We start from the raw sequence: 24,301 nt of genomic DNA, 5'->3' as shown, positions 1-24,301 counted from the left end.
CGCGGGTGGCTGCTCGGCAGAGCGTAAGTTCGGCCCCGGAAGCGGGCGGACGGCAAAAGTACCCACCGCGACGGGTCGGCGAGTGGCCAAAATACCGGTCAGAGCCACCCCGATCCGCTGGAGCATTGCTACATGAGCCTCTCGCCCGAGCGTCCGACCGAGATCGTGCTGCAGTCGCCGCCGATGCTCCCGAAGAGCTCGTCCGGCGGCATGGTGCAGCTGATGATGTTCCTGCCCATGATGCTCGGCATGGGCGCCATGTCGTTCGTCTACATCGGACGCGACGGCGGGGTGATGACCTGGATCTTCGGTGCGCTGTTCGTCTGCGCGATGGGCGGCATGGTCGTGATGTCGCTCGGCCGCGGCGGCATGGCGAAGAAGGCGCAGATCAACGACGAACGCCGCGACTACCAGCGGTACCTCTCCGGCCTGCGCAGCCAGGTCCGCGACATCGCCGACGGCCAGCGCGCGGCGATGATCGCCGTCCAGCCCGACCCCGCCGACCTGTGGGCCTACGTCGAAACCGGGAAGCTGTGGGACCGGCGGCGCACCGACGGCCAGTTCGCGCAGGTCCGCGCGGGCACCGGCCCGCAGCGGCTCGCGACGCCGTTGAAGGCGCCGCAGACCGTGCCGCTGGAAGACCTGGACCCGGTGTCCTCGACCAGCCTCAAGCACTTCATCCGCACGTATTCCACGGTCGACGGGCTGCCGGTGGCGTTGTCGCTGCGCTCGTTCGCCGCGGTCACCGTGGCCGGGCGGCGGCCGGACGTGCTCGGTCTGGTCCGGGCGCTGCTGTGCCAGCTGGTCACCTTCCACTCCCCCACCGACCTGCGGGTCGCGCTGTGCGTGCCGGCGGACCGGCAGCACGACTGGGAATGGGCGAAGTGGCTGCCGCACGCGACGGCGGCCGGCGCCACCGATGCCGTCGGGTCCCGGCGCCTGGCGGCCGACTCGGCGGCGGGCCTGGCCGAGCTGCTCGGCGCCGACCTCGGCGAACGCCCCGCGTTCAGCCGGCGCGCGGCGGCCGAGCTGGACCTGCCGCACCTGATCGTCGTCGTCGACGGCGGCAACGCCCACGGCGAGACCCGGCTGATCGGCGAGGACGGCAGGCTCGGCGTCACCGTCATCGAGATCGGGCCGGAGCACCCGCGGACGTACTCGACCGAGCGGCTGCTGAGCCTGCACACCGCGCCCGACTCGCTCGGCATGGTCGTCGGCGACGGCACCGAGCAGCGGCTCGGGTTCCTCGGCCGCCCGGACGTCCTCGACCGCGGGGCCGCGGAAGCACTGGCCCGCATGCTGACGCCGTTGCACACCCCCGCCGCGGTCGTCGGCGAGAAGCCGATGTCGGCGACGTTCGGGCTGGCCGGGCTGCTCGGCATCGGCGACCCGCGCGACACCGACACGACCGTGACGTGGGCGCCGCGCGCGGCCCGCGACCGGCTGCGGATCCCGCTGGGCGTCAACCCCGAAGGCCGGCCGGTGGAGCTGGACCTCAAGGAGTCGGCCGAGGGCGGGATGGGCCCGCACGGCCTGGTCATCGGCGCGACCGGGTCCGGCAAGAGCGAGCTGCTGCGAACGCTGGTGACCGCGCTGGCGGTGATGCACTCGTCGGAGACGCTGAACCTGGCGCTGATCGACTTCAAGGGCGGCGCGACGTTCGCCGGGATGACCGGCCTGCCGCACACCTGCGCCGTCATCACGAACCTGTCCGACGACCTCGCGCTCGTCGACCGCATGGCCGACGCGCTGAACGGCGAACTGCTGCGGCGCCAGGAACTCCTGCACGCGGCCGGGAACTACGCGTCGGTGCGGGACTACGAGAAGGCCCGCGCGGACGGCGCGCCGCTCGAGCCGCTGCCGTCGCTGCTGGTCATCATCGACGAGTTCAGCGAGCTGCTGTCCGCGCGGCCGGAGTTCATCGACCTGTTCGTGGCGATCGGCCGGCTCGGCCGGTCCCTGGGCATCCACCTGCTGCTGGCGTCGCAGCGGCTCGAAGAGGGCCGGCTGCGCGGGCTCGATTCCCACCTGTCGTACCGGATCGGCCTGCGGACGTTCTCGGCCGCCGAAAGCCGCGCGGTGCTGGGCGTCGCCGACGCCTACCACCTGCCGCCGGTGCCGGGGTCGGCGTACCTGAAGGCCGACACGGACTCGCTGATCCGGCTCAAGGCCGCGTACGTCTCCGGGGAGCTGCCGCCGCGCAGCACGGTCGTGCGCGAGGACGGGCAGGAGCTCGGCGTGCTGCCGTTCTCCCTGGCACCGGTGGAGATCCCGGTGACGACGGAAGTCGAAAACGCGCCCAAGGCCGACGGGACCGGCGAGACGATCATCGGCGCGATGCTCTCGCGGCTGGAGGGGCGCGGGCCGGCCGCGCACCAAATCTGGCTGCCGCCGCTGAACGAGCCGCCGACGCTGGAGCAGCTCCTGCCGCCGCTGGGCGAGGACGCCGCGCGCGGCCTGTGCCCGCTCGGCTGGGGCGGCAACGGCAAGCTGACCATCCCGGTCGCGCTGGTGGACAAGCCGTTCGAGCAGCGCCGGGACATGCTGTGGGCCGACTTCTCCGGCGCCGGCGGGCACGCGCTGATCGTCGGCGCGCCGCAGAGCGGGAAGTCGACGCTGATGAAGGACATCGCGGGCATGCTCGCGCTGACCCACACCCCGGCCGAGGTGCAGCTCTTCGTGCTGGACATGGGTGGTGGCGCGCTCGCGCCGATCGCCGGGCTGCCGCACGTGTCGGGGTACGCGACCCGCCGGGACGCGCAGCGCTGCCGCCGGGTCGTCGCCGAGCTGACGGCGTTGCTCGAACAGCGCGAGGAGTTCTTCGCCGCGCAAGGGATCGAGTCGATCACGACGTTCCGCCAGCGGCGCGCGGAGTTCACCGAGAGCACCGACGGCCGCGAGTTCGGCGACGTGTTCCTGTTCGTGGACAACTGGACCACGATCCGCCAGGAGTACGAGCAGCTGGAGGAGCAGATCACCGGGCTGGCCGCGCGCGGGCTCGGGTTCGGCATCCACGTGATCGTCTCGCTCAACCAGTGGATCGGCGTCCGCGCGCAGCTGCGCGACGCGATCGGCACGCGGTTCGAACTGCGGCTGGGCGACCCGATGGACTCCTCGATCGACCGCAAGGTCGCGGTGAACGTCCCGGCCGACCGGCCCGGTCGCGGCATCACGGCGGAGAAGCTGCACTTCCTGGCGGCACTCCCCCGCATCGACGGCGACCAGCGCCCGGAGACGATCGGCGCGGGCGGCGTCGACCTCGTCCGCCGGATTTCGGACGCGTGGCAGGGCCCGCGGGCGCCCCAGGTCCGGCTGCTGCCGCCCGAGGTGCCCCTGGACACGCTGCCCGCCGCCCCCGGCAAGCAGGTCACGTTGGGTATCGCGGAGTCGACGTTGCGCCCGGTGTACCTGGACTTCGCGGCGGACCCGCACTTCGTGGCGTTCGGCGACGTCGAGTCGGGCAAGAGCTCGCTGCTGCGGGCGATCGCGCACGGGATCACCTCGGCGTACAGCCCGGAAGAGGCGGCGATCATCGTCGCGGACTACCGCCGCGGCCTGCTGGGCGCGGTGTCCGAACCGCACTTGCTGGGCTACGCGGGCGCGGAGGGCAAGCTGACGGACTTGATCGCGGAGTGCGCCCAGGCCATGCGCAACCGCCTCCCGGGACCGTCGGTGACGCCGGAGCAGCTGCGCAACCGCTCGTGGTGGCGCGGACCGGAGCTGTTCGTGCTGGTGGACGACTACGAGCTGGTGGCGACGGTCGGGCGGAACCCGTTGCAGCCGTTGCTGGAGTTCCTGCCGCAGGCGCGCGACATCGGGTTGCACGTGATCATCGTGCGGGGGTCCGGTGGCGCCGGACGGGCGTTGTTCGAGCCGGTCCTGCAGCGCTTGCGGGAGCTGGGTTCCCCGGGATTGATCATGTCGGGGACGAAGGACGAAGGGGCGTTGCTGGCGGACGTGAAGCCGTCGCCGCAGCCGCCGGGCCGGGGCACGCTGGTGTCCCGCCGGCACGGGACCGGGCTGGTCCAGGTGGCGTGGACCAAGCCGGTGGAGAGCTGATCAGCGCACGGACGCGGTCATTTCCGTTGCGAAGCGGTAGTAGCAGACCGCCCGGTGCCTGGCGTCGTCCCAGCTGTTCGGGGTCAGGACCTGGACGCGGGTGTCCGGGAGCGGGTGCGCGGCGGCGGTGCAGCGGTCGAGCGTCTGCTGGTAGGGCTGATCGGACAACGAGCCCTCCGCGATCGGCAGCACGGCGAACGCCTCCGCGGTGTGGGGCTCGGTGCAGGACCTCAGCAGCACGTCGACCTCGCCCGTGCCCGTCGGGGACCAGAAGCACTGGCCCGCGGAGACGTCGAGGCCGTGCGCCGTGCCCTCGGGCAGCCGCTCGGGCTGGTTGGCGGCCCGGTAGGCGAGCCCGCCACCGACCATCAGCACTCCGAAGGCGACGAGTCCCGCGGCCACGCGGCGGCCGACCGCCGGGCGGGCGCGGCTTCGTTCCTCCCGCATCAGCTCGTCGAAGAGTTCGGGATCGTGGTCCGGCGCAGTCATGGTTCCCCCTCGCGCGGAACTCTAATGGCCGCGCGCACGGGCGAGGACACCGGTCACCGTCGGCAAGTTACCGACTTCGGTAGGTACCTGGAAACCTTCCACGAACCTACTTTTGTGCTCGTCGCCCGGTTTCGGGGCCGACATCCGGATCACCTTGGCGAAGGGCATTTTCATGCGAATGTCGAGGGCTGTTGCCGCGGTGGGTGCCGCCGCCGCGGCGCTGAGCCTGGTCTCCGCAGGGGTTGCGGACGCCCAGCAGGACATCATCGGCGGGACCACCGTCTCCTCCGCGCCGTGGGGCGCCCAGATCTACTGGAACAACGTCACCACCTACGGCGGCTTCGAGTGCTCGGGGACGATCATCGCCCCGCAGTGGGTGCTCACCGCCCGGCACTGCCTGAACTCGCCGGGCATGCACGTCAAGGTCGGCAACGTGACGCTCCAGCAGGGCACGAACGCGAACGTCGACCAGCAGAAGGCCTCGCCCAACGGCGACATCGCGCTGCTGCACCTGACGACGGCGGTGAACACGACGTACATGAAGCTCGGCACCGGGAACCCGCCCACCGGGTCGACCAACCAGATCTACGGCTGGGGCCGCACCCAGGGCAGCAGCCCGCCGTCGAGCACCCTCAAGACCGCCAACGTCCGCGTGACGGGCCTCAGCTCGGACGCCTTCGGCGGCACGGCCATCGCCAGCCAGGGCATCAACGGCTCGGCGTGGCACGGCGACTCGGGCGGCCCGCAGCTCTACAACGGCGTCCAGGTCGGGGTGTGCTCCACCGGCAACAACTCCGGTTCGAACACCCAGGGCACGCAGAACTACGCCAGCATCGCGTCGAGCCGCAGCTGGATCCAGCAGACCGCCGGCGTCTGACCCACCCGTGCCGGCCTCCCCGCCCGGGCGGCCGGCACGCGGCATACTCGCGGGCATGGAGTTCCGCACGCAGGTCCTGCTCGGCGGCAAGACGGCGACCGGGCTGCCGGTGCCCGACGCCGTCGTCGAAGCGCTCGGCGCCGGCAAGAAGCCCGCGGTCACCGTGACGCTCGGCGGGCACACCTACCGGACGACGGTCGCCAGCCGCGGCGGGCAGTACCTAATCCCGCTGAGCGCGGAGAACCGCGAGAAAGCCGGTGTGGCCGCCGGGGACGAGGTCGACGTCGAGATCGCGCTGGACACCGCCCCGCGCGAGCTGGAGATCCCCGCGGACCTGGCGGAAGCGCTTTCCGCCGACGACACCGCGCGCGCCCGGTTCGAAAGCCTGTCCTACAGCGCGAAGCAGCGGTTCGTGCTGCCGATCGGCCAGGCCAAGACGGCCGAGACCCGGCAGCGGCGCGTCGCCAAGGTGATCACCGACCTGCGTGCCGGCAAGTGATCGACGCCGCCACGGTCCTGCGCGTCCTCGACGCCGTGCGCCCGTCGGACGTGTGGCTGGCGGGCGGCTGGGGCATCGACGCCCTCCTCGGCCACCGGACGCGAGAGCACCGCGACCTCGACCTGCTCCACCGCCGGGACCAGGAAGACGCCGTCCTGGCGGCACTGGCCGCCCTGCGCTACCGCGAGACGCTCGACCTGCGCCCGGTCCGGTTCGTCCTCTCCGACGGCGACGGCGAACTCGACCTGCACCCGCTCGTCTTCGCCGAGGACGGGTCCGCCGTCCAGGCCGCCGACGACCGCGGCGCGACGTTCCCCTACCCCGCCGACTGCTTCGTCACCGGACGGATCCTCGGCGTCCCGGTACCGTGCGTTTCGGTGGCGCAGCAGGTCTTCTTCCACCAGGGTTACGAGCCGCGGCCGCACGACCTCGCGGACATGCGCCACCTCCGCGAAGCCTTCAAGGTCGAAACCCACTTCTAGGAGGCAAGGTGTTCGGTTGGAAGAAGAAGCTCAACGATCTGAACGATCTGACGGCGCAGCTCAGGCCCGACCTGAGCCGGGAATCGCTGGGCGTCGGGCCCGGCTTCCCGGGCGTCGCCCCGAACCCGCTCCTGAGCGGTGACGCACGGAAGCGCACCGCGGAACTGCGCACGGGGACGCTCGCGCTCGGCGTTCTCGTCGACTGGCGGGAGGTCAACAGCAATCCCCGCGTGATCCTGATGTTCGACGTGGAGACCGCCGACGGCACCTCGTTCCGCGGTATCGCGGACGAAGACCTGACGATCACCGAGCTCACCCGGCTCGCGCCAGGACAGACGTTGCCCGTGCGCTACCGGCCGGCCGTCATGGACCACTACGTCGCCCTTGCCCGGGACGTGGACCCCGCAAGGGTGCAGCAGCTCTCCGACGAGATCGCACGCCGCAAGCGGACCTGACCCGGGCACTTCTAGTCCACGACAGACCGTCGCAACGCGGCCTTGTCCGGTTTCCCCGACGGGGCAACGGGAACCGCGCCCACGAAGCTGAACCGCGCCGGCACCGCCGCCTCCCCCAGCTCCGCCGCCACCGCCTTGCGCACCGCGCCGAGGTCCGGCTCGCGGCCCGGGACCGGCACCACGAACGCGTGCGCCGCCTCGCCCGTCACCGGGTCCGGCACCGCCACGACGTAGGCCTGGTCGACGTCGGGGTGCGCGGCGATCGCCCGCTCGATCGGGCCGGTGTAGTGGATGACCGCGTTGACGATCACGACGTCGCGGGCGCGCCCGGACAGGTGCAGGTACCCGGCCTCGTCCAGGAACCCGAGGTCCTGGGTGCGCACCCAGCCGTCCCGCAGCACCTCCGCCGTCGTCGCGGGATCACGCCAGTAGCCGGCGAAGGCCGACGGCGTGCGCACCCAGATCTCGCCGCCGCGGCTCTCGATCTCCACCGTGTCGCAAGCCTTTCCGACCGACCCGGGCCCTTCGTCGGCCCGGCAGATCGTCAGCATCCCGGTCTCGGTCTGCCCGTACGCGTGGTGCATCGCGGGCCCGATCCGCTCGGCCGCCTCGGCCAGCCGGTGCGGCGGCACCGGCGAGCCCGCCACGATCAGCACCCGCAGCGAGCTCAGGTCGACGTCCTCGGCGCGCAGGACGTCGAGCACCTGGTGCAGCCGCGGCACGGTCATCAGCGCCGCGGTGATCCGCAGCCGCGGCAGCACCCACGGGAAGTCCGGCAGCTCTTCGGGGACCACCGCGGTGCCGCCCGCCATCAGGCACACGCCCAGCTGTTCGAGCATCACCGCGCTGGTGAGCGTGCCGAACAGCAGGTACCGGCCGAACCCGGCACCGAGCCGTTCGTGGTTCGAGCCGGGCACCGGCGGCCGCCACACCCGGCCCTCGGTCAGCGCGCGGTAGCTGTAGGCGACGCCCTTCGGCACGCCGGTGCTGCCGCTGGTGAACACGACCGTCGCGACGTCGTCGGGCCGCCCCCGCGGCACCGGTTCTTCGTACGCGGCCAGCAGTTCGGGCCCGACGCGCAGGATCGGCACGCCGGCGACGGTGCCCAGCAGCTCCGGCGACTCGGACGCGGCGTCGACGACCAACGCGTCGACGTCGCCGACGACGTGCCGCAGCTGCGGGACGGGCAGGCCGGGCCGGATCCCGACGACCCGGCAGCCCAGCACGTGCGCGGCGACGATCGCGGCGAACCCTTCCGCCGTGACGGCGGTGGCGATGCCGACGCCGTCACCGGGCCCCAGCCCGGCCGCCCGCAGGCCCGCGGTGAACCGGCCGACCAGCTCCCGCAGCTCGCCGCGCGACGTGCCGCGCGAGCCGTGTTCGAACGCGGGAACGCCCGGGGCGCGCCCCAGCTCGTCCAGCAGTGCCTGCGGGTGGACCATCTCGACCGCCTTTCGCCCGGGGGTCCCCGGTCTACCGGGCGGATCTCAGAATTTCGGCAGAAGGCCGCAGGGCCACGGCCGCCGCCACCGCGACGGCGCCCGCCAGGACCGCGGCGGCGGTGAGCGTCGGGAAGTCGGGGTGCACGATCGACTGGCCGCGCTGGGCCTGCCAGGTGAGCAGCACCAGCAGCCCGGCGTAGCCCGCGCCCGCGATCCGCACCAGCCGGCGGCGGACGACGTCGGAGCCGAGCGCCGGGTTCCGCCGGGCGAGCAGCAGGAGCCCGAACGCGACCAGCGGCAGCACCTGCAGGCCGTGGATGCCGACGAAGTGCGGGATGCGCATGTCCCCGCCGACCGTGCTCCAGCCCAGCACCGGCAGCCCGGGGCCGCCGTCCTCGACGCCGACGGAGTGCGCGCCGAACGTCGCGGGCCTGCCGCCCGCGTCGAGCACCGCCTGCTGCGCCGGCGACGGGGCGAACATCAGCATCGCGACCCCCATCCCGGCCAGCGCCAGGCCGGTTCCCCAGCGCAGCGCGGAGGTCAGCGCGCGGTCCGGCAGGCGCTGGAAGAGCAGCAGGACGACGACCGCGGCGGTCATCAGCCACGCCGCGTACGCCCCGCCGGCGACGACGTTGTTGATCATCACGTCGGCCGGTGTCGCCTTGTTGAAGTGGAGCGTGCGGTCCCGGAAGATCATCTGCACGACGATCAGCGCGACGTCGACGCCGATGCCGGCGGCGAACACCGTGCCGAACCACCAGCCGGCGCGCCGGCCGCGGCGCACGTGGGTCAGCAGCCAGGCCAGCGTCAGCGCGTAGGTGCCGACCGAAATCGAGAACTTGAGCGGCTTGAGCCAGATCGGTGCGTTGACGAGCGTGCGATCATCGAAGAGCAGGCCGAGCAGCGACGCCGCGCACAGCACCCCCATCACCCCGGCGAGCACCACCAGCGGGCGGTGCCACGACCGAAGCGTGACCAGCGGATTTCCCTTGTCTGCCATGGCATACAGCCTGGCCGGGGCGGCCGCCGCGGGCACTGGAGCACGCCCCCGTCCGGGGGTGGGGCGGCCCCTACCGGTCCCCTGTGGGTAATAGTGCCGTCACTACGACCGGCAGTTGTGCCGTTTGACCACACAGGCCTCTTTTCTAGCGTGACTTTCACACCGCGCGGACCACCGCGCCAGGGGATTACCGCTTCAGGAAGGAGGTGGCCCGTCGATGTCCAGTCCGGGATTCCAGGCAGATTCCGCTGCCATGACGCGCGCCGTCCAGGGTTTCGAGGAAACCGCGACGAACGCCAAGTCCACGATGGCCAGCTTGGAGTCCGAGCTGACCGAGGCGCTGCGCAACTACAAGGGTGACCAGGCCGTGGCGTTCTGGGACCTCCAGCGGCGGCTCCAGGAGAAGATGAGCGCGGCGGTGAAGGAGCTCGACACCATGTCGCAGCTCGTCCACACCAGCCACGCGAACTACGGCCGCGGCGACGCCGACGTCCACCAGAGCTTCCAGGGGGTCGGCAACACCCTCGAGGGCTCGGGCGTGCTCCCCCGCCTCAACCCCTGACCCGAGAGGACGCCCACCATGGCCGACGTCGTCGAAATCAACTTCGCCGCGCTGCAGCACAGCTCGGCATCCCTGGCCGCCAAGGCCAAGGCGCTCACCTCGCAGCTGGAGCAGCTGCACCAGAACCTGCAGCCGATCACCGCGACCTGGTACGCCTCCGGCAGCTCCGCCGGTGACGCGGCCCGCCAGGCCGAGACCCGGCTCCGCCAGGCCACCGCGGACATCGTCGCCATCATCGCGCAGTTCGGCGGCAAGGTCGGCGAGGCCCACGACCTCCAGCAGTCGCTGGAGAACCGCAACCAGGGGCTGTTCGCGGGCTGAACCGCGCCCAGACGTCGGTCGGCCGGTGCGGGAAACCCCCCGCTCGCACCGGCCGACCGGCTTTCCCCATGTCAGCCGTCGCGCCAGAGAGCCGGGACCGATGCCAGACCAGTCGTACTACGTCCACCTGGAATCGCTGAAGGACTTCGTGCGGGAGCTGGAAACCCAGATCCACGCGATGTCGAAACCGAACGACTTCCTGCTCACCCTCGGCGCTGAGCCGCTGCTGTTCGGCGAGTTCGGCGAAGCCGGGTCGCTCGCCGACGCCCACCGCGCGGCCGTGTCGGAGATGCAGGGCCTGCTCGACCAGGTCCGCAGCGCGATCGGGTTCGCCCAGGACGTCACCACCACGGTCGCCGACGGCTACCAGAATGCCGACCAGGAGGTGGCCGGCGACCTCCACCACTCGGGCGCGGTCACGAACCTGCTCGACCCCGTGCTGGGCCTGCTGGGCCTCGGTGACTCGGACGGGAGCCGCAAGGGATGACGAAGCACAACACCGCGCACACGAACTTCGCCGCGTACAGCCACCAGCAGCTCTACGCGATGCTCCAGGCCGGTGACCCGAACAGCGCGCGGCACGCCGCCGACAAGTGGAAGTCCGCCGCGCTGCACCTGCACGAGCAGGCCCACAACCTCAACGCGGAGCTGACCGAGTTCAAGGACCAGTGGACCGGTGGCGCGGCCGAGCAGTACCAGCACATGATCGTCGACCTCGCGAACGGCATCTCCAAGGTGGCGCAGACGGCCGAGGCGATGAACGTGATGCTCGACGACGCCGCCGACGCGCTGGTGAAGGCCAAGAAGGAGATGCCGCCGCCGGTCGCGGTGCCGGACGTCTCCCCCGCCGACGTCGCGCTCGCGGTCAACCCGCCGCTGCTGCCGCCGGACGCCTCGCCCGCCGTCGTCCAGGCCGCGGCGCAGCAGCGCCAGCAGGCCATCGCGAACGTCGAGGCGCAGCAGTCCGCCGCGACCGCCGCGGGCAACGCGCAGGCCAAAGCGGTCGCGGTGATGACCGAGCTGGCCGGCGAGTACACCGTGGCCGAGGAGTCGATCCCGGCGTCGCCGAACGCCGTGCAGACGCCGACCACCCTCCCCACCGGCGGCGGGGCCGGCGGCGCGGGCTCGCCCGGGCTGGTCGGCAACGGCGTCACCGATCCCGGCGTCGTCGTCACCCCGACCGACGGGCACCCGCTGCCCTCGACCGGGACTCCGCAGCAGCCCGGGACGTCCGTGCCGACGTCGAACCCGCTGTTCGGCGACATGTTCACCGCCGGGCTCGCCGCGGCCTCGGCCGCCGCGTTCGGCCGGTTCGGCTCGATCATGCCGAAGGTGCCGTCGTGGGCCACCGGCAAGGATCCCAAGGACAGCAAGGAAGAACCGCCCGGCACGAAGCTCGGCGGCGGCGGGGCGGGCGTCGAAGGCGGCGCCGGCGGCGGCATCCCGATCGGCGGCGGTGACGCGCCTTCGCTGGGCGGCGCCGGCGGCATCCCCGGCGGCGCGGCCATCGGCGGCGGTGGCGACGGCCCGGCGGCGCACTCCGGCCTGGCCGGCGACGGCGGCGCGGGCAACGCGCTGTCCGGCCTGGCGGGCGGCGCGGCCGGAGCCGCGGCGGCGTCGGCGGCCAAGGGCGCGATGCCGATGATGCCCATGATGCCGATGGGCATGGGCGGCGGTGGTGACATGGGCTCCGGACGCCGGATCCCCGCGTGGCTGGTGGAGACGGAGAACGTCTGGGGCCAGTCGGCCCCGGTCGCGCCGCCGGTCATCGGCGAAGAGCCGGAAGCGTACTGACCACTCGACGAAACGGAGGCGGGCCGTGACGGCTGCCGGCTATCGCGTCGCCCCGGCCCGCCTCGACACCGTGGCCGGCGAGTTCGGTTCCCGTGCCGATGCCGTGGGCACGGCGCAACAGGCGGTCGCGGGCGAGAAGGTCCCGGCCGCCGCCTTCGGTCAGGTCAGCGAATCCGCGGCCGCGGCCAAGACGTTCGAAAAGACCATGACGGAGCTGGGTTCGAAGCTCGAGTCGAGCGTGTCCCGGCTCCGGACCATCCAAAGCGGACTGACCGCGTCCGCCGCGGGCTACCGCCGCACCGACGCGCAGATCGCCGCGATGTACCGGGCCCTGTTGCCCGAAGATCCCTTGCCTGCCGCCGGAAACCCGGCGGGCATCGGTGGTTCGGCCGACACCGGCGCGTGGGCGCGGGCGATCGCCGCCAACCGCGCGAAGGTCGCCGACGCGCTGACCGCCGAACGGTCCCGGCTGGCGTCGCTCACCGACGCCGACGAGATCAAGCGGTCGCAGGCGCGGATTTCGCTGTACGAAGACATCCTCGCGAACCACCGGCAGGTCCTGAAGTTCGACCCGGCGGGCAACGGCCGGATCGCCGAGCTGGTCGGGCACATCGAGCCGGGGACGCGGAACGTCGGGTTGTTCGTCCCCGGCGTCAACACGCAGATGTCCAACTTCGACGCCTACGCCGGTCTCGGGCGCAGCCTGGTGGCCGCGGACCCGACCGGCCGCACGGCGATGGTCGTCTGGGCGGACGGGGTGTTCCCGCAGAACCCGGTGGTGCAGGGGCCGGACGCGAGCTACGCGGAAGCGATGGCGCCGGACCTGAAGACCTTCACCGACGACCTGCGCGGCGAGATCGCGAGCCACGCGGGCTCCGACGTCACGCTGACGGCGATCGGCCACAGCTACGGCGGCGCGACGGTCGGGCTGGCCGAGACCCACGGCCTGGACGTCGACCGCGTGCTGCACGTCGAGTCGGCGGGCATGGGCCACGGCGTGTGGTCGCCGTCGGACCTGCCGGCGAGCCAGGCGGGCGTCCAGCGGTATTCGATGACGGCGCCGCTCGACCCGATCGAGATCGCCCAGGGCAACGCGTGGGGCCTGGAGTGGACCGGCATCGGCCACGGCGCGGACCCGGACACGTTCCCGGGGGTGACGGAGCTGGAGACCGGGCGGTCCGCTGACGGTTCGCAGTTGTGGGGCTTGTCTTCGCACAGTGACGTGCTGAAGCCGGGGTCTGAGTCGTGGACGAACATGTACCGGGTGCTGACGGCCGGGCCGGTGTCCCTCGACGGCACGTTCCGGCCGGATGGCATCCTCGAACACGGCGTGGAGTTCCTGAACGACGGAGGTGTGCTGCGATGACTTCCGAGCTGGACCGCTTGGCGGGCGAGCTGACGGACGTGATCGACAGCGTCGCCTCGGCGTTCGGCACGTCGGCGGACCGCACCGTGAACGGCGAGCTGGACTGCGACCCGACGCGGCCGGGCAGTCTGCTGTGCTGGCAGTACGGCGTGCGGCTGGAGAAGGCGGGCGAACCGGAGCGCCGCTTGGCGGAGGTGGTCCTGCCGACGTTGGAGCAGCGCGGCTGGCAGGCGCACGACCGGAGCACGCCGCGAGAGCTGATCGCGCGGTTCAGCCGGGAGGGCGCGGATTTCACGGTGCACGTGGCCCGGGCGAGCCACGCGGTGGCGATCATCGGGTCGACCCGCCCGGTCCCGGCTGCCGCGGCGGGCTGACTCGGCCACCTGCCGAACCGGGGCCGCCGCGAATTCGCTTACGCCGCACCGAACCGCCGCCGGCTCACTCGCCCAGCCCGGCCGAACCGCAACCGCCCGCCGCGCTACGGCGCGAACCGCGGCGGCCGCCAATTCCGCTTCCGCCCCCGTCGGCTCGCTTGGCCCACGGGACCGCGGCCGACCTGGCTTCCCGCCCGGACCCAACCGCAGCCGCCTGCCTTGCTGCCAGCCCCGCCGAACCACGGCTGCCGTCAGCGCGCCCGCCGACCCGGCTCAACCGCAGCCGCCCACCGGCCCGCCCCGGCCGAACCGCGCTACGGCGTGAACCGCGACGGCCGCCAACCCCGCTTCCGCCCCCGTCGCACCGCCGCCACGGCCACCCCCGCGGCCGCCGCCAACGCCACTCCCCCCACCGCGATCGTCCCCGCCGGCACGTCCGCGCGGTGCGACACCGGTGCCGCCGCCGGGATCACCGCCGGCTCCGCGGCCGCCGGCACCGCCGAACCCGGACCCGCGATGTCCGCCGGCAACGTCGACGACACCGCCGCGTACGCGTCCAGCACCCCCCACCCCAGCCGCGGGTCGTGGCCACCCGACGCCGGGCGGTGGGCCGTCAGCTCCAGCCGCGTCACCACCTGGTCGCCGGTCAGCTTCGGCTGATACGCCCGGACCAGCGCCGCGACACCCGCGACGTACGCCGCCGCCAGACCCGGGTCCGTCACCGGCCAGCGGTGCGCCACCGCGCCGCCCGCTCCGGCCGAGGTGCTGACCAGCTCCGCTCCCGGCGCGGCGACGCCCAGGTAGTCGCCCGCCTCCGTCTGCACCGGGTCGCCCGCGGGGTTCACCGACCCGACCGACAGCACGCCGGACGTCGCCGTCGGGTACGACCGCGCGCCCTGCTGGGACGCCGCCGCCGCGGACACCACCACCGCGCCCTCCGACCGCGCCCGCGCCACCACGCCGGACAACGCCGGGCTGTCGAACGCCGCGGGCACCGCCACCAGGATCACGCCCGCGTGCCGGTCCAAAGCCGTGTCGATCGCGCCGGCCAGCGCGCCCGGGTCGCCGCCGTCGCGCGCGGAACCGTCCGTGTAGCGGATCGGCAGCAGGTGCGCGCCGGGCGCGACGCCGGCGAACGTCGTCGAAGAATCCGGTTGCGCGCCGACGATCCCGGCCGCGATCGTCCCGCGGCCGTCGCAGTCCGACCGCTCGGTGCCGTTGCCGCCTTCGAGCTGCCCGGGCGCGAACTGCGTGTTCTGCCCGTCGACGCCGGTGCCGATGACGGCCACCAGCTGCCCTTCGCCGCGCGTCAACGGCCACAGCCGCGCCGGGTCGACCAGCCGCTGCCCCCACGGGACGTCGCCGGTGTAGGTGCCGGACGGGTTCGCGCACTGCGCCTCGGGTGCCGCGACGGCGGACACGGGCGAGCCGAGCGTGAGCAGGCCCGCGACCGCCAGAACCGCCGGTATCCGCACCCGATCCCCCCGCAACGAAAGACGGTGGCGGAAAAGGACTTCCGCCACCGTCAGTTTACCCGGGAAAGGCCCGTCAGCGAAGGTCCATGCCCAGATCCAACGCGGGTGACGAATGGGTCAGCCCGCCGACCGACAGGTAGTCCACACCGGACTCGGCGTAGGCCTTACCACGGTCGAGGGTGAGCCCACCAGAGGATTCCAGCCGCGTCTTCGGCGAAACCTCGTCGCGGCGCGCCACCGCACGGCGGCACTCCTCCGGCGTGAAGTTGTCCAGCAGCACCTCGTCCGCCCCGGCGGCCAGCGCCTCCTCCAGCTGCGCGAGCGTGTCGACCTCGACCTCGCACGCCAGTTCCGGCGCGTGCGCGCGAGCCGCGTCGAGCGCCGCGGTCACCGAACCCGCGGCGACGACGTGGTTGTCCTTGATCAGCACCGCGTCGCCCAGCCCGAGCCGGTGGTTGACCCCGCCGCCGCACCGGACGGCGTACTTCTGCAGCAGCCGCAATCCCGGCAACGTCTTGCGGGAGTCGCGGATCGCGCAACCGGTACCGTCCACTTCGGACACCCAGGCGGCGGTCGCGGTCGCGACGCCGGAGAGGTGGCACAGCAGGTTCAGCGCCGTCCGCTCGGCGGTCAGCAGCCCGCGCACCGGGCCGCGCAGCACCAGCGCGGGCTCGCCCGCGACCAGCCGCTCGCCGTCTTCGCGCCCGGCCAGCACCTCGTAGCCGTCGCCCAGCACCATGTCGAACACCGCGAGCGCCACCGGCAGCCCGGCGATGACACCGTCCACGCGCGGGGTCAGCTCGGCCACCGCGACCGCGGAGGCGGCCACTGTGGACTCCGTGGTCGCGTCGGGCCCGTACCGCAGATCCTCGCCGAGCGCCGTCGAAACCACCCTCGTCACGTCGTCGACGTCGAGGCCGGACGCGGCGATCAGGCGCCGGACCGGTTCGGAGATCGGGAACGTCATGCCACGCCCTCCAAGGGGATCGGGTCGGCCAGCACGGGCTGGCCGGACGGGCTGAGCCGGATGAGCTGGCTGCGCCGCCAGTTTTCGTCGAGCGCCGGGAAGTCCGACCGCACGTGGCAGCCGCGCGACTCGGTGCGCCGGACGGCCGCGGCGAGCAACGCCTGCGCCACCACGGTGAGCGCCGCGTCCTCCACCGCCGCGTGCGTCCACAAGGGACTGTCCTGAGCGGACAGATCGAGCACGGAGCCCGCCGCGGCGAGCCCGTCGGCGTCGCGGCCGATCGCCGCGTACCGGCTCATCACGCGCTGCAGCGCGTCCCGCTCGGCGGCCGGCGCGGTGGTCCACGACGGCAGCCGGCCCCGCGCCGGATCGGCCAGCAGCCCGGCCGCGAGGTCCGCCGCGACGGCCTCGGCGACCCGCTGCCCGACGACCAGCCCTTCGAGCAAGCTGTTGGACGCCAACCGGTTCGCGCCGTGCAGCCCGGTCCGCGCGACCTCGCCCGCGGCGTACAACCCGGGCACCGACGAGCGCCCGTCCGCGGTGGTCACCACACCGCCGCACGAGAAGTGCGCCGCCGGCACCACCGGGATCGGATCGGACGCCGGGTCGAGCCCCAGTGCCGCGCACGCCCCGGACACCGTCGGGAACCGCGCCGCGAACCCGGGAATGCCGGTCGCGTCGAGGAAGACGTGGTCGTCGACGCCACCCGGCGCGGTCGCCATCCGGCGCGTGATCGCCGCGGAGACGACGTCGCGGGGCGCCAGGTCGCCGAGCGGGTGCACGCCCGCCATGACCGGCGCGCCGGTGGCGTCGACCAGTGTCGCGCCCTCGCCGCGCACGGCTTCGGTGACCAGGGGGCGGCGCCCGCGCGCGCCCGGGGTGTACAGGACGGTCGGGTGGAACTGGACGAACTCGATGTCCGCCACGGCCGCCCCGGCCCGCAGCGCGAGCGCGATCCCGTCGCCGGTGGCCATCTCCGGGTTCGACGTCGCCTGGTAGAGCTGCCCGATCCCGCCGCTGGCCAGCAGCACGGCCGACGCCCGGACGACCCCCGGCACGCCGGTCGAGTCGAGCACGGTGACCCCCGCGACCCGGCCGCCGGGCGTGCGCAGCGCGTCGACGGCGATGTGGTGCTCCAGCACCGGCACCCGCGCCTGCCCGGCCTGGGCGACGAGAGCCCGTTCGACCTCGGCGCCGGTGGCGTCGCCGCCCGCGTGGATGACGCGGAAAGCGCTGTGCCCGCCCTCGCGGGCCCGCGCGAGCAGGCCGCCTTCCGCGGCGTCGAACCGGGCGCCCTCCGCCCGCAGCCGGGCGACGGCCGCCGGGCCGCCGTCGAGGATCGACCGGGCGGCCGCCTCGTCGACCAGCCCGGCCCCCGCGGTGAACGTGTCCTCCGCGTGCTTGGCGACCGAGTCGTCGAGGTCGTGCTCGTCCTCCAGCACCACGGCGACGCCGCCCTGGGCCCAGCGCGTGTTGCCGTCCTCGACCGCCGCCTTGGTGATCACCAGGACGTGCAGGCCGAGCGCCTGGGCGCGCAGCGCCGCGGTCAGCCCGGCGACGCCGGAGCCCACCACGACCAGGTCCGCACGCGCTTCCCAGACCGGGGTTTTTGCCTGTGAATCAGTAACCGGCGGGGTCATTCGCCGCCGCCGGGCTGCCCGATCTCGATCATCCGCTGCACCGAAGCCCTCGCACGGGCGGCCGTCTCGACGTCGACGTGGACCTCGTCGAGGCCGTCGCGCAGGCACCGGAGCAGGGCAGCGGGGGTGATCATCTTCATGTACCGGCAGGACGCGCGGTCGTTCACCGCGCGGAAGTCGATGCCCGGCGCGGCCTTGCGGAGCTGGTGGATCATGCCGATCTCGGTGGCCACCAGCACCGACTTCGCGCGGGTGTCGCGGGCCTCGTGGACCATGTCGCCGGTCGAGAGGATCTTGACCCGCTCCGGCGCCACCGCGCCCTCGCCCGCCAGGTAGAGCGCCGACGTCGCGCAGCCGCACTCGGGGTGGATGAACAGGTCGGCGTCCGGGTTCTCGGCGGCGCGCTCGGCCAGCTCGGCACCGTTGATGCCGGCGTGGACGTGGCACTCCCCCGCCCAGATGTGCATGTTCTCCCGGCCGGTCACGCGCTTGACGTGCGCGCCGAGGAACTGGTCCGGCAGGAAGAGAACCTCCTGGTCGGCCGGGATGGAGGCGACGACGTCGACCGCGTTCGACGACGTGCAGCAGATGTCGGTCTCGGCCTTCACCTCGGCCGTGGTGTTGACGTAGGAGACGACCACCGCGCCCGGGTGCTCGGCCTTCCAGGCGCGCAGCTCGGCGCCGGAAATGGAGTCGGCGAGCGAGCAGCCGGCCCGCGCGTCCGGGATCAGGACGGTCTTCTCGGGCGAGAGGATCTTCGCGGTCTCGGCCATGAAGTGCACGCCGCAGAAGACGATGGTGGACGCGTCGCTGCTCGCCGCGATGCGGCTGAGGGCGAGGGAGTCGCCGGTGTGGTCGGCGATGTCCTGGATCTCCGGCACCTGGTAGTTGTGCGCGAGCAGGACCGCGTCACGCTGCTTCGCCAGGCGCCGCACCTCCTCGGCCCAGGCCGCGTTCGCCTCCACGCCGCCATAGGGGGTGAGGTCTTGTTCGAGCGTCGAAGTCATGCTGGCCCTCCTGGACCCGTCTCCGGTTTTCGCCTTACAATCGAAAACCGTGCGAAGTCATCTTAACACCCAGGCCCCCCTCGCCCACGAGGTTTTGGGAGCGGTCCTTCAAGTGCGCTCGAACACACTGCGGGTGCTGCTGTGGCGCCGCGCGCTCGACCCGCACCTCGGCCGCTGGTCGCTGCCGGGCGGGCGGCTGCGGCCCGACGAGGACGTCGAGACGTCGGTCCGGCGCCAGCTCAAGGAGAAGGTCGACGTCCGGCAGCTCAAGCACGTCGAGCAGCTCGCGGTGTTCAGCGACCCGCACCGGGTGCCCGGCCCGCGCGTGGTGGCGACGGCGTTCCTGGCGCTGGTCCCGTCCGACGTCGACCCGGAGGTGCCGGAGGACACCGAGTGGCACGACGTCGCGAAGCTGCCGCGCACGGCGTTCGACCACGAGGCGATCGTGCTGCGCGCCCGCGACCGGCTGCGCTCGAAGCTCTCCTACACCAACCTCGGGTTCGCGCTGGCGCCCGACCAGTTCACGATTTCGGCGTTGCGCGGGCTGTATTCGGCGGCGCTGGGCTACCGCGTCTCGGCGACCAACCTGCAACGCGTGCTCTCGCGGCGCGGCCTGCTGGTTCCCACTGGTCAGACGGCCCCGCCGGGCCGCGCGGGCGGGCGTCCGGCGGCCCTGTTCTCCTTCGCCGGCAAGGGCATGCAGATCACCGATCCGTTCGCGGTGTTCAAGCCGCCGAACCGGTGACCATCCTGCGGCGGCGGCGTTCTCCCCTTACCGTGGACGCGTGACGGAGCCGGAATCGGAAAGCGACGCGACGACGACCTTGCTGCCGTTGTTCCCGTTGCAGACCGTTCTGCTCCCGGGGACCAAGCTGCCGCTGCACATCTTCGAGCCGCGGTACCGCCAGCTGACGGCGGACCTGGTCAGCGGAACCGTGCCCGGGCGCGAGTTCGGCGTGGTCGCGCTGCGCTCGTCGCTGACCCGCGAGGTACGTGGTCTGGACCAGCTGCACGAGATCGGCTGCAGCACGGTGCTGCGCGAGGCGAAACGCCTGCCGGACGGCCGGTTCGACGTCGTGACGCAGGCCCAGCGCCGCTTCCGCCTGACCGACCTCGACTGCGTGTCGGCGCCGTACCTGATCGCCTCGGTCGAGTGGGTCGACGACGACCCGGTGTCCCCGTCCGGCGACATGGCCGAGCGCCTGGCCGACGTCGCCCGGGCGGCGCACCAGCGCTACTGCGAAACGGCGTGGCGCAGCGACGACTGGCACGCCCCGGACGCGGACACGGACCTGGCCGAGCTGGCCTACCGGCTGGCGGCGGACTGCCTGCTGCCCCTGGAAGACCGGCAGCGGCTGCTGGAGGAACGCCACCCCCTGCGCCGGCTGCGCATCGCGTGCCGCCTGCTGACTCGGGAGACAGGATTCCTGGACACGCTGGGCGCGGTGCCGCTGCCGCCGGGCGAGCTCACCGACCTCAGCCGCCCGGCCAGCCTGAACTGACTCAGTCCGCGGAGCCGTTGCCGAACTTGCTCCACACCTTGCCGGCCGTGCTGGACACCGCCTCGCCGACGTCGCTGAACACCTTCGTCAGCGGGTCGGTCGACGAGCTCCAGGAGTCCTTGTACGACTTGGCGGCCGACTTGAGGTCGTCCTTCCAGTCGGACGTCGGCGCGTCGTCGTCGCGGCGCGGGTAGTCGCCGGCCAGGATCGCGCGGTACTCCTCGGAGGCCGCCCACTTCTGCAGCTGGGCCGCGCGGACCACCGCGAACGGGTGCGACTCCGTCTCGACGAACCTGAGCTTGAGGAAGCTGTCGCGGACGTCTTCGACCGACTCGTACTCGCTCGCCTGCCGCAGGAACGACGGGATGTCGATGCGGGCCGGGTCGATCCCGCCCGCGATCTGGATCTGGGCGCGCAGCGCCGCCGTCGGGTCCTGGCCGCAGAGCAGGCCGGCGCGGTCGCACGACAGTTCGGCCTTGCGGAACCACTCGCGCAGCGCCGCGATGACCGCGCGGATGCCGAGCGCGCTCACCGGCGTCCAGGACAGCGACATCTGCAGCATGATCAGGCGCACCATCATCGTGCGGTAGACCGCGTGGCCGGACAGCACGTGCCCCATCTCGTGCCCGAGCACGAACCGCAGCGACTCGTGGCTCATCAGGTCGACGAGCCCGGTGCTGACCCGGATGAACGGCTCGTCCATGCCGACCGTCTCCGCGGTGACGCGCGGATCCTGGTAGACGAACAGGTTCGGCACCGACGGCAGGTCGAGCGTCTCGGCGCACTCGTGGCGCAGGCGGTCGAGCTCCGGGTACTGCTTCGGCCCGACGCGGATCGACGAGGCCAGCGCCATCAGCCGCTCGCCGCGCTCGCTGTAGAAGCCGGAGATGGCCTTGACGACCTGCGCGAACCCGGGCACGGTGCGCAACGTGGCGAGCGCGCCGCGGTCCACGGGGTGCTCGTAGGCGCGCGGGCTGATGCCCGGGAAGCGGACGGCGTGGTGGCGCGAAACTTCGATGTCTTCGGTCACTGCTGGATCCCCCTGTGGTCGAGGGGGCACAGCTTAGGACAAGATCATCAGCCGAGGCGGCGGCCCAGGTCGTCGCGGCCGTTCCAGGTGGCGAGCAGGCTGTAGGCGATGGTCACCCCGAGCGGCCCGGTGAGCAGCACCCACCACGACTCCAGGCGCGGCGCGAGCTCGATCACCGAACCGAGCGCGGGGGCGCTGGTGATGGCGTAGTGGCTGTTCGCCCAGCCCACGCCGAGCAGCATCGCCAGCGCGGACGCGAGGGCGACCCCGAGCACGGCGGCGACGAGGACGACCGGCCCGCGGCGTTCGCGCAGCAGCCAGGTCACGACGCCGACGACGAGCCCCAGCCCGAGGGTCATCAGGCCGAAGACGGCGAGGTCGTCGAAGCGGTGCCAGCTCTCCAGCTCGAGGGGCCCCTGGGTGCCGTCGGCGGAGATGATGCGGACGCGCTCGGGCGGCGCGAGCCGCGACCAGGCGAAGGCGAGCGGGAAGCTCAGCAGGCTGAGGGTGCCGAGCACGCTCACGGCGGGCAGCAGGTCGGCCTTGACGACCACGCGCGGCCGCCGTTCCCGGACCAGCACGGGCACCGACCACGGACCGGCCACGGCCGACGGCCGGTGCGCGGGCCCCGACGACTCACTCACCCGGACTCCCTCCTGCGACGTGCCGCTGCGACACGGCGCCACCGAGGGTAACCGGTCGGTGGTCGAACGCGGTGAGCCGGACGCTGTGTCGCCCCGACGGGCGTGGTTCGTCCCCGGCCGCCGTCGTCAGCCGCTCGCGGTCTCGCCGTGGCGGCTGCAGCGGGCCGTCCAGCCGAGCGGGCTCACCTGCACCACCAGCCGCCGGGCGCAGAACGTGCAGTACCGCGGCGGCTCGAGGGCCGTCCGGGGGTTGTGGCACGCCGGGTGGTCCGCCCCACCCGGCGACTCCTGTCCACAGTGGACACAGAAGGCGGGAGCGTCAGAGGCTGTCACTGAGAGCCTTGATGGGCATCTTGAGCTCGTCCAGCATCTCGAGGTCCGCGGAAGCCGGCCGACCCAGGTTGGTCAGGTAGTTGCCGACGATGATCGCGTTGATGCCGCCGAGCATGCCCTGCTCCGCGCCCAGGTCGCCGAGGGTCAGCTCGCGCCCGCCGGCGAAGCGCAGCATCGTGCGCGGCATCGCGAGCCGGAACGCCGCGACCGTCCGCAGCGCGTCCTTGCCCTCGACGATTTCGTAGTTCTCGTACGGCGTCCCCGGCTGCGGGATGAGGAAGTTCATCGGCACCTCGTGCGGGCTCAGCTCGGCCAGCTGCACCGCGAACTCCGCGCGCTGCTCGACCGTCTCCCCCATGCCGATGATGCCGCCGCAGCAGACCTCCATGCCCGCCTCGGCGACCATCCGCAGCGTGTCCCAGCGCTCTTCCCACGTGTGCGTCGTGACCACCGACGGGAAGTGGGAGCGGGCCGTCTCGAGGTTGTGGTTGTAGCGGTGCACGCCCATTTCGACGAGCTCGTCGACCTGCTCCTGCGTGAGCATGCCGAGGGAGCAGGCGATCTGGATGTCGTTGCCGTCCTCGCGGATGGCCTTGACGCCTTCGCGGACCTGCGAGAGCAGCCGCTTGTCCGGGCCGCGGACGGCGGCGACGATGCAGAACTCCGTCGCGCCGGTCTCGGCGGTCTGCCGGGCGGCCTTGACCAGGTTGGGGATGTCGAGCCACGCCGAGCGCACCGGCGTCGGGAAGCGGCCGGACTGGGAGCAGAAGTGGCAGTCCTCCGGGCAGCCGCCGGTCTTGAGGCTGATGATGCCCTCGACCTCGACCTCGGGCCCGCACCAGCGCATCCGGACCTCGTGCGCGAGCGCGAGCAGGTCGGGCAGCCGGTCGTCGGGCAGCCGCAGCACCTCGAGGACCTCGGCCTCGCCCAGGCCGACGCCGTTTTCGAGGACGTGCTCGCGCGCGTAGGCGAGCAGGTCGGTGTCCGGGACTGCGGTCACGGCGGCTCCTTGGTCGTGGTGGAAGCGTCCCTCATCGTGCACGAAGGCACCCCGGGACGACAGCGACGCAGGTCACTTCCCGGCGGAAGCGCACCCGGCGAACAGCTCGGGGTCGAACTCGCCGCCGAACCACGGCGAGAGCCCGGCCCGCGCGGCGGACAGGAACTCCTCGGGCGAGGCGTCCCCGAGCCCGGCGGGCAGCGCGCCGAGCAGCGGCGCCCCGGCGGCGACGGGCAGGTCTTCGAGGTTGGACAGCGCGGCGAGGTCCGGTTCGGCGGGCCACGAGCCGATGATGACGCCGGCGACGGTCAGGCCCCGCTTGGTGGCGACCTCGGCGGTGAGCGCGGTGGCGTTGAGCGTCCCGAGCCCTGCCTCGGCGACGATGATCACGAGCGACCCGAGCGACCAGGCGACGTCGGCGAGGCTCGAGCCGGCCTTGTCGAAGCGCACGAGCAGGCCGCCGGCGCCTTCGACCAGCGTGAGGTCGTGCCCGGAGTCGAGGTCGGACGCCGCCCGCGCGATCTCCCCGGGATCGAGGGAGGGCAGGCCACTGCGCCGCGCGGCGGCTTCGGGCGAGAGCGGATCGGGGTAGCGCCGCAGCTCCCGGGTGGTGACCTCGCGGCCCGCGAGGCGCCGGACGTCGGCGAGATCGCCGGGCTCATCGGGCTGGACCCCGGTCTGGGCGGGTTTCAGGACGGCGACGCGCTGCCCGCCGGCCACCGCCAGGGCGGCGATGGCCGCCGTGGTGATCGTCTTGCCGACCCCGGTCCCGGTCCCCGTCATCACCAGCATGGTCACGGACCATCAACTTAGTGACCCGGGGCGGGGGCGCGCACCGCGGGCGTCGAAAGCGCAGGTCGGGCGCCCGGTGCCGGTGGTCGTGAGTGTTCGGGGCGGTTAGCTAACCCCAAACAAAAAAAACAAACCGACCCACAAAGAATTAAACTCCCCCCCCCCAGATGTGGTGTAGGCACAACAACCCG

Annotated in this window: 25 protein-coding genes; 13 read left to right on the top strand and 12 right to left on the bottom strand. The window is 72.8% G+C overall.

Annotated elements, in window-relative coordinates:
- Positions 1-132 precede the first annotated feature (132 nt).
- Positions 133-4,059, top strand: a complete 3,927-nt coding sequence (eccCa, locus tag AB0J40_RS00125; RefSeq protein WP_364445536.1) for a type VII secretion protein EccCa — start codon at positions 133-135, stop codon at positions 4,057-4,059.
- Here eccCa and AB0J40_RS00120 read toward each other — a convergent pair whose 3' ends face one another.
- Positions 4,060-4,548, bottom strand: coding sequence for a hypothetical protein (locus AB0J40_RS00120; protein WP_364445534.1), 489 nt, complete (start codon positions 4,546-4,548; stop codon positions 4,060-4,062).
- Positions 4,549-4,726: 178 nt separating this feature from the next.
- Between AB0J40_RS00120 and AB0J40_RS00115 the strand changes: the two genes are divergently transcribed.
- From AB0J40_RS00115 to AB0J40_RS00100, 4 genes are read left to right on the top strand one after another with little or no spacing between them, the layout of a single operon-like run.
- Positions 4,727-5,425: a trypsin-like serine protease gene (locus tag AB0J40_RS00115; RefSeq protein WP_364445532.1), complete on the top strand. Its 699-nt coding sequence runs from the start codon at positions 4,727-4,729 to the stop codon at positions 5,423-5,425.
- A gap of 55 nt (positions 5,426-5,480) precedes the next feature.
- Positions 5,481-5,924 carry a YdeI/OmpD-associated family protein gene (locus tag AB0J40_RS00110; RefSeq protein ID WP_364445531.1) on the top strand — a complete coding sequence of 148 codons (444 nt, stop codon included), beginning with the start codon at positions 5,481-5,483 and terminating at the stop codon, positions 5,922-5,924.
- Entirely contained in the window at positions 5,921-6,406 is a 486-nt protein-coding gene (locus tag AB0J40_RS00105; protein ID WP_364445529.1) for an aminoglycoside adenylyltransferase, read from the top strand. Before AB0J40_RS00110 ends, AB0J40_RS00105 begins: the two co-directional genes overlap by 4 nt.
- 8 nt (positions 6,407-6,414) lie before the next feature.
- Positions 6,415-6,861, top strand: coding sequence for a hypothetical protein (locus AB0J40_RS00100; protein ID WP_364445528.1), 447 nt, complete (start codon positions 6,415-6,417; stop codon positions 6,859-6,861).
- Between the two features lie 11 nt (positions 6,862-6,872).
- Here the strand turns inward: AB0J40_RS00100 and AB0J40_RS00095 are convergent, their stop codons facing one another.
- A complete protein-coding gene (locus tag AB0J40_RS00095) occupies positions 6,873-8,303 on the bottom strand; it encodes an AMP-binding protein (protein WP_364445526.1) in 1,431 nt (476 codons plus the stop codon).
- A 31-nt stretch (positions 8,304-8,334) separates the two neighbouring features.
- Entirely contained in the window at positions 8,335-9,303 is a 969-nt protein-coding gene (locus AB0J40_RS00090; RefSeq protein WP_364445525.1) for a hypothetical protein, read from the bottom strand.
- A gap of 217 nt (positions 9,304-9,520) precedes the next feature.
- Between AB0J40_RS00090 and AB0J40_RS00085 the strand changes: the two genes are divergently transcribed.
- The 6 genes from AB0J40_RS00085 to AB0J40_RS00060 all read left to right on the top strand — a co-directional run bounded on the left by AB0J40_RS00085 (position 9,521) and on the right by AB0J40_RS00060 (position 13,720).
- Positions 9,521-9,865 carry a WXG100 family type VII secretion target gene (locus AB0J40_RS00085; RefSeq protein ID WP_152603733.1) on the top strand — a complete coding sequence of 115 codons (345 nt, stop codon included), beginning with the start codon at positions 9,521-9,523 and terminating at the stop codon, positions 9,863-9,865.
- A gap of 18 nt (positions 9,866-9,883) precedes the next feature.
- The gene (locus tag AB0J40_RS00080) at positions 9,884-10,186 is read left to right on the top strand and encodes a hypothetical protein (RefSeq protein ID WP_003057455.1); all 303 of its coding nucleotides are present in this window, start codon (positions 9,884-9,886) and stop codon (positions 10,184-10,186) included.
- 100 nt (positions 10,187-10,286) lie between these two features.
- Positions 10,287-10,673 (top strand): hypothetical protein, encoded by a 387-nt coding sequence (locus AB0J40_RS00075; protein WP_364445523.1) that lies wholly within the window; start codon positions 10,287-10,289, stop codon positions 10,671-10,673.
- Entirely contained in the window at positions 10,670-11,980 is a 1,311-nt protein-coding gene (locus tag AB0J40_RS00070) for a WXG100 family type VII secretion target (protein ID WP_364445521.1), read from the top strand. The genes AB0J40_RS00075 and AB0J40_RS00070 overlap by 4 nt, the downstream gene beginning before the upstream one ends.
- A gap of 25 nt (positions 11,981-12,005) precedes the next feature.
- A complete protein-coding gene (locus AB0J40_RS00065) occupies positions 12,006-13,346 on the top strand; it encodes an alpha/beta hydrolase (RefSeq protein WP_364445519.1) in 1,341 nt (446 codons plus the stop codon).
- Complete coding sequence (locus AB0J40_RS00060; RefSeq protein ID WP_364445517.1) at positions 13,343-13,720, top strand: hypothetical protein; 378 nt, start codon at positions 13,343-13,345, stop codon at positions 13,718-13,720. The genes AB0J40_RS00065 and AB0J40_RS00060 overlap by 4 nt, the downstream gene beginning before the upstream one ends.
- A 314-nt stretch (positions 13,721-14,034) precedes the next feature.
- On the opposite strand, the gene AB0J40_RS00055 is transcribed toward AB0J40_RS00060, so the two are convergent.
- The 4 genes from AB0J40_RS00055 to nadA all read right to left on the bottom strand — a co-directional run bounded on the left by AB0J40_RS00055 (position 14,035) and on the right by nadA (position 18,809).
- On the bottom strand, positions 14,035-15,195 hold the full coding sequence (locus tag AB0J40_RS00055) for a S8 family serine peptidase (protein WP_364445515.1): 1,161 nt from the start codon (positions 15,193-15,195) through the stop codon (positions 14,035-14,037).
- A gap of 73 nt (positions 15,196-15,268) precedes the next feature.
- Positions 15,269-16,162, bottom strand: a complete 894-nt coding sequence (gene nadC, locus AB0J40_RS00050; RefSeq protein ID WP_364445514.1) for a carboxylating nicotinate-nucleotide diphosphorylase — start codon at positions 16,160-16,162, stop codon at positions 15,269-15,271.
- The gene (locus AB0J40_RS00045) at positions 16,159-17,802 is read right to left on the bottom strand and encodes an L-aspartate oxidase (protein WP_364445513.1); all 1,644 of its coding nucleotides are present in this window, start codon (positions 17,800-17,802) and stop codon (positions 16,159-16,161) included. The genes nadC and AB0J40_RS00045 overlap by 4 nt, the downstream gene beginning before the upstream one ends.
- Positions 17,799-18,809: a quinolinate synthase NadA gene (gene nadA / locus AB0J40_RS00040; RefSeq protein ID WP_364445511.1), complete on the bottom strand. Its 1,011-nt coding sequence runs from the start codon at positions 18,807-18,809 to the stop codon at positions 17,799-17,801. The genes AB0J40_RS00045 and nadA overlap by 4 nt, the downstream gene beginning before the upstream one ends.
- A gap of 112 nt (positions 18,810-18,921) precedes the next feature.
- On the opposite strand from nadA, the gene AB0J40_RS00035 reads away from it, so the two are divergent.
- On the top strand, positions 18,922-19,554 hold the full coding sequence (locus AB0J40_RS00035; protein WP_364445509.1) for an NUDIX domain-containing protein: 633 nt from the start codon (positions 18,922-18,924) through the stop codon (positions 19,552-19,554).
- Between the two features lie 40 nt (positions 19,555-19,594).
- Positions 19,595-20,311, top strand: a complete 717-nt coding sequence (locus tag AB0J40_RS00030; protein ID WP_364445507.1) for an LON peptidase substrate-binding domain-containing protein — start codon at positions 19,595-19,597, stop codon at positions 20,309-20,311.
- A gap of 1 nt (position 20,312) precedes the next feature.
- On the opposite strand, the gene AB0J40_RS00025 is transcribed toward AB0J40_RS00030, so the two are convergent.
- From AB0J40_RS00025 to bioD, 5 genes are all read right to left on the bottom strand, one after another.
- On the bottom strand, positions 20,313-21,341 hold the full coding sequence (locus AB0J40_RS00025; RefSeq protein ID WP_364445506.1) for a M48 family metallopeptidase: 1,029 nt from the start codon (positions 21,339-21,341) through the stop codon (positions 20,313-20,315).
- 47 nt (positions 21,342-21,388) lie between these two features.
- Positions 21,389-21,985 carry a DUF2567 domain-containing protein gene (locus AB0J40_RS00020; RefSeq protein WP_364445504.1) on the bottom strand — a complete coding sequence of 199 codons (597 nt, stop codon included), beginning with the start codon at positions 21,983-21,985 and terminating at the stop codon, positions 21,389-21,391.
- A gap of 126 nt (positions 21,986-22,111) precedes the next feature.
- Positions 22,112-22,318 (bottom strand): hypothetical protein, encoded by a 207-nt coding sequence (locus AB0J40_RS00015; RefSeq protein ID WP_364445502.1) that lies wholly within the window; start codon positions 22,316-22,318, stop codon positions 22,112-22,114.
- Positions 22,305-23,318 (bottom strand): biotin synthase BioB, encoded by a 1,014-nt coding sequence (gene bioB / locus AB0J40_RS00010; RefSeq protein ID WP_364445501.1) that lies wholly within the window; start codon positions 23,316-23,318, stop codon positions 22,305-22,307. Before bioB ends, AB0J40_RS00015 begins: the two co-directional genes overlap by 14 nt.
- 72 nt (positions 23,319-23,390) lie before the next feature.
- Positions 23,391-24,116 (bottom strand): dethiobiotin synthase, encoded by a 726-nt coding sequence (gene bioD / locus AB0J40_RS00005; protein ID WP_364445499.1) that lies wholly within the window; start codon positions 24,114-24,116, stop codon positions 23,391-23,393.
- Positions 24,117-24,301: the final 185 nt, after the last annotated feature.

The organism is Amycolatopsis sp. NPDC049691, from assembly GCF_040675005.1.
Lineage (GTDB): Bacteria > Actinomycetota > Actinomycetes > Mycobacteriales > Pseudonocardiaceae > Amycolatopsis.
The sequence above is the reverse complement of the archived record's forward strand: the minus strand, read 5'-3'. Positions and strand labels throughout refer to the sequence as shown.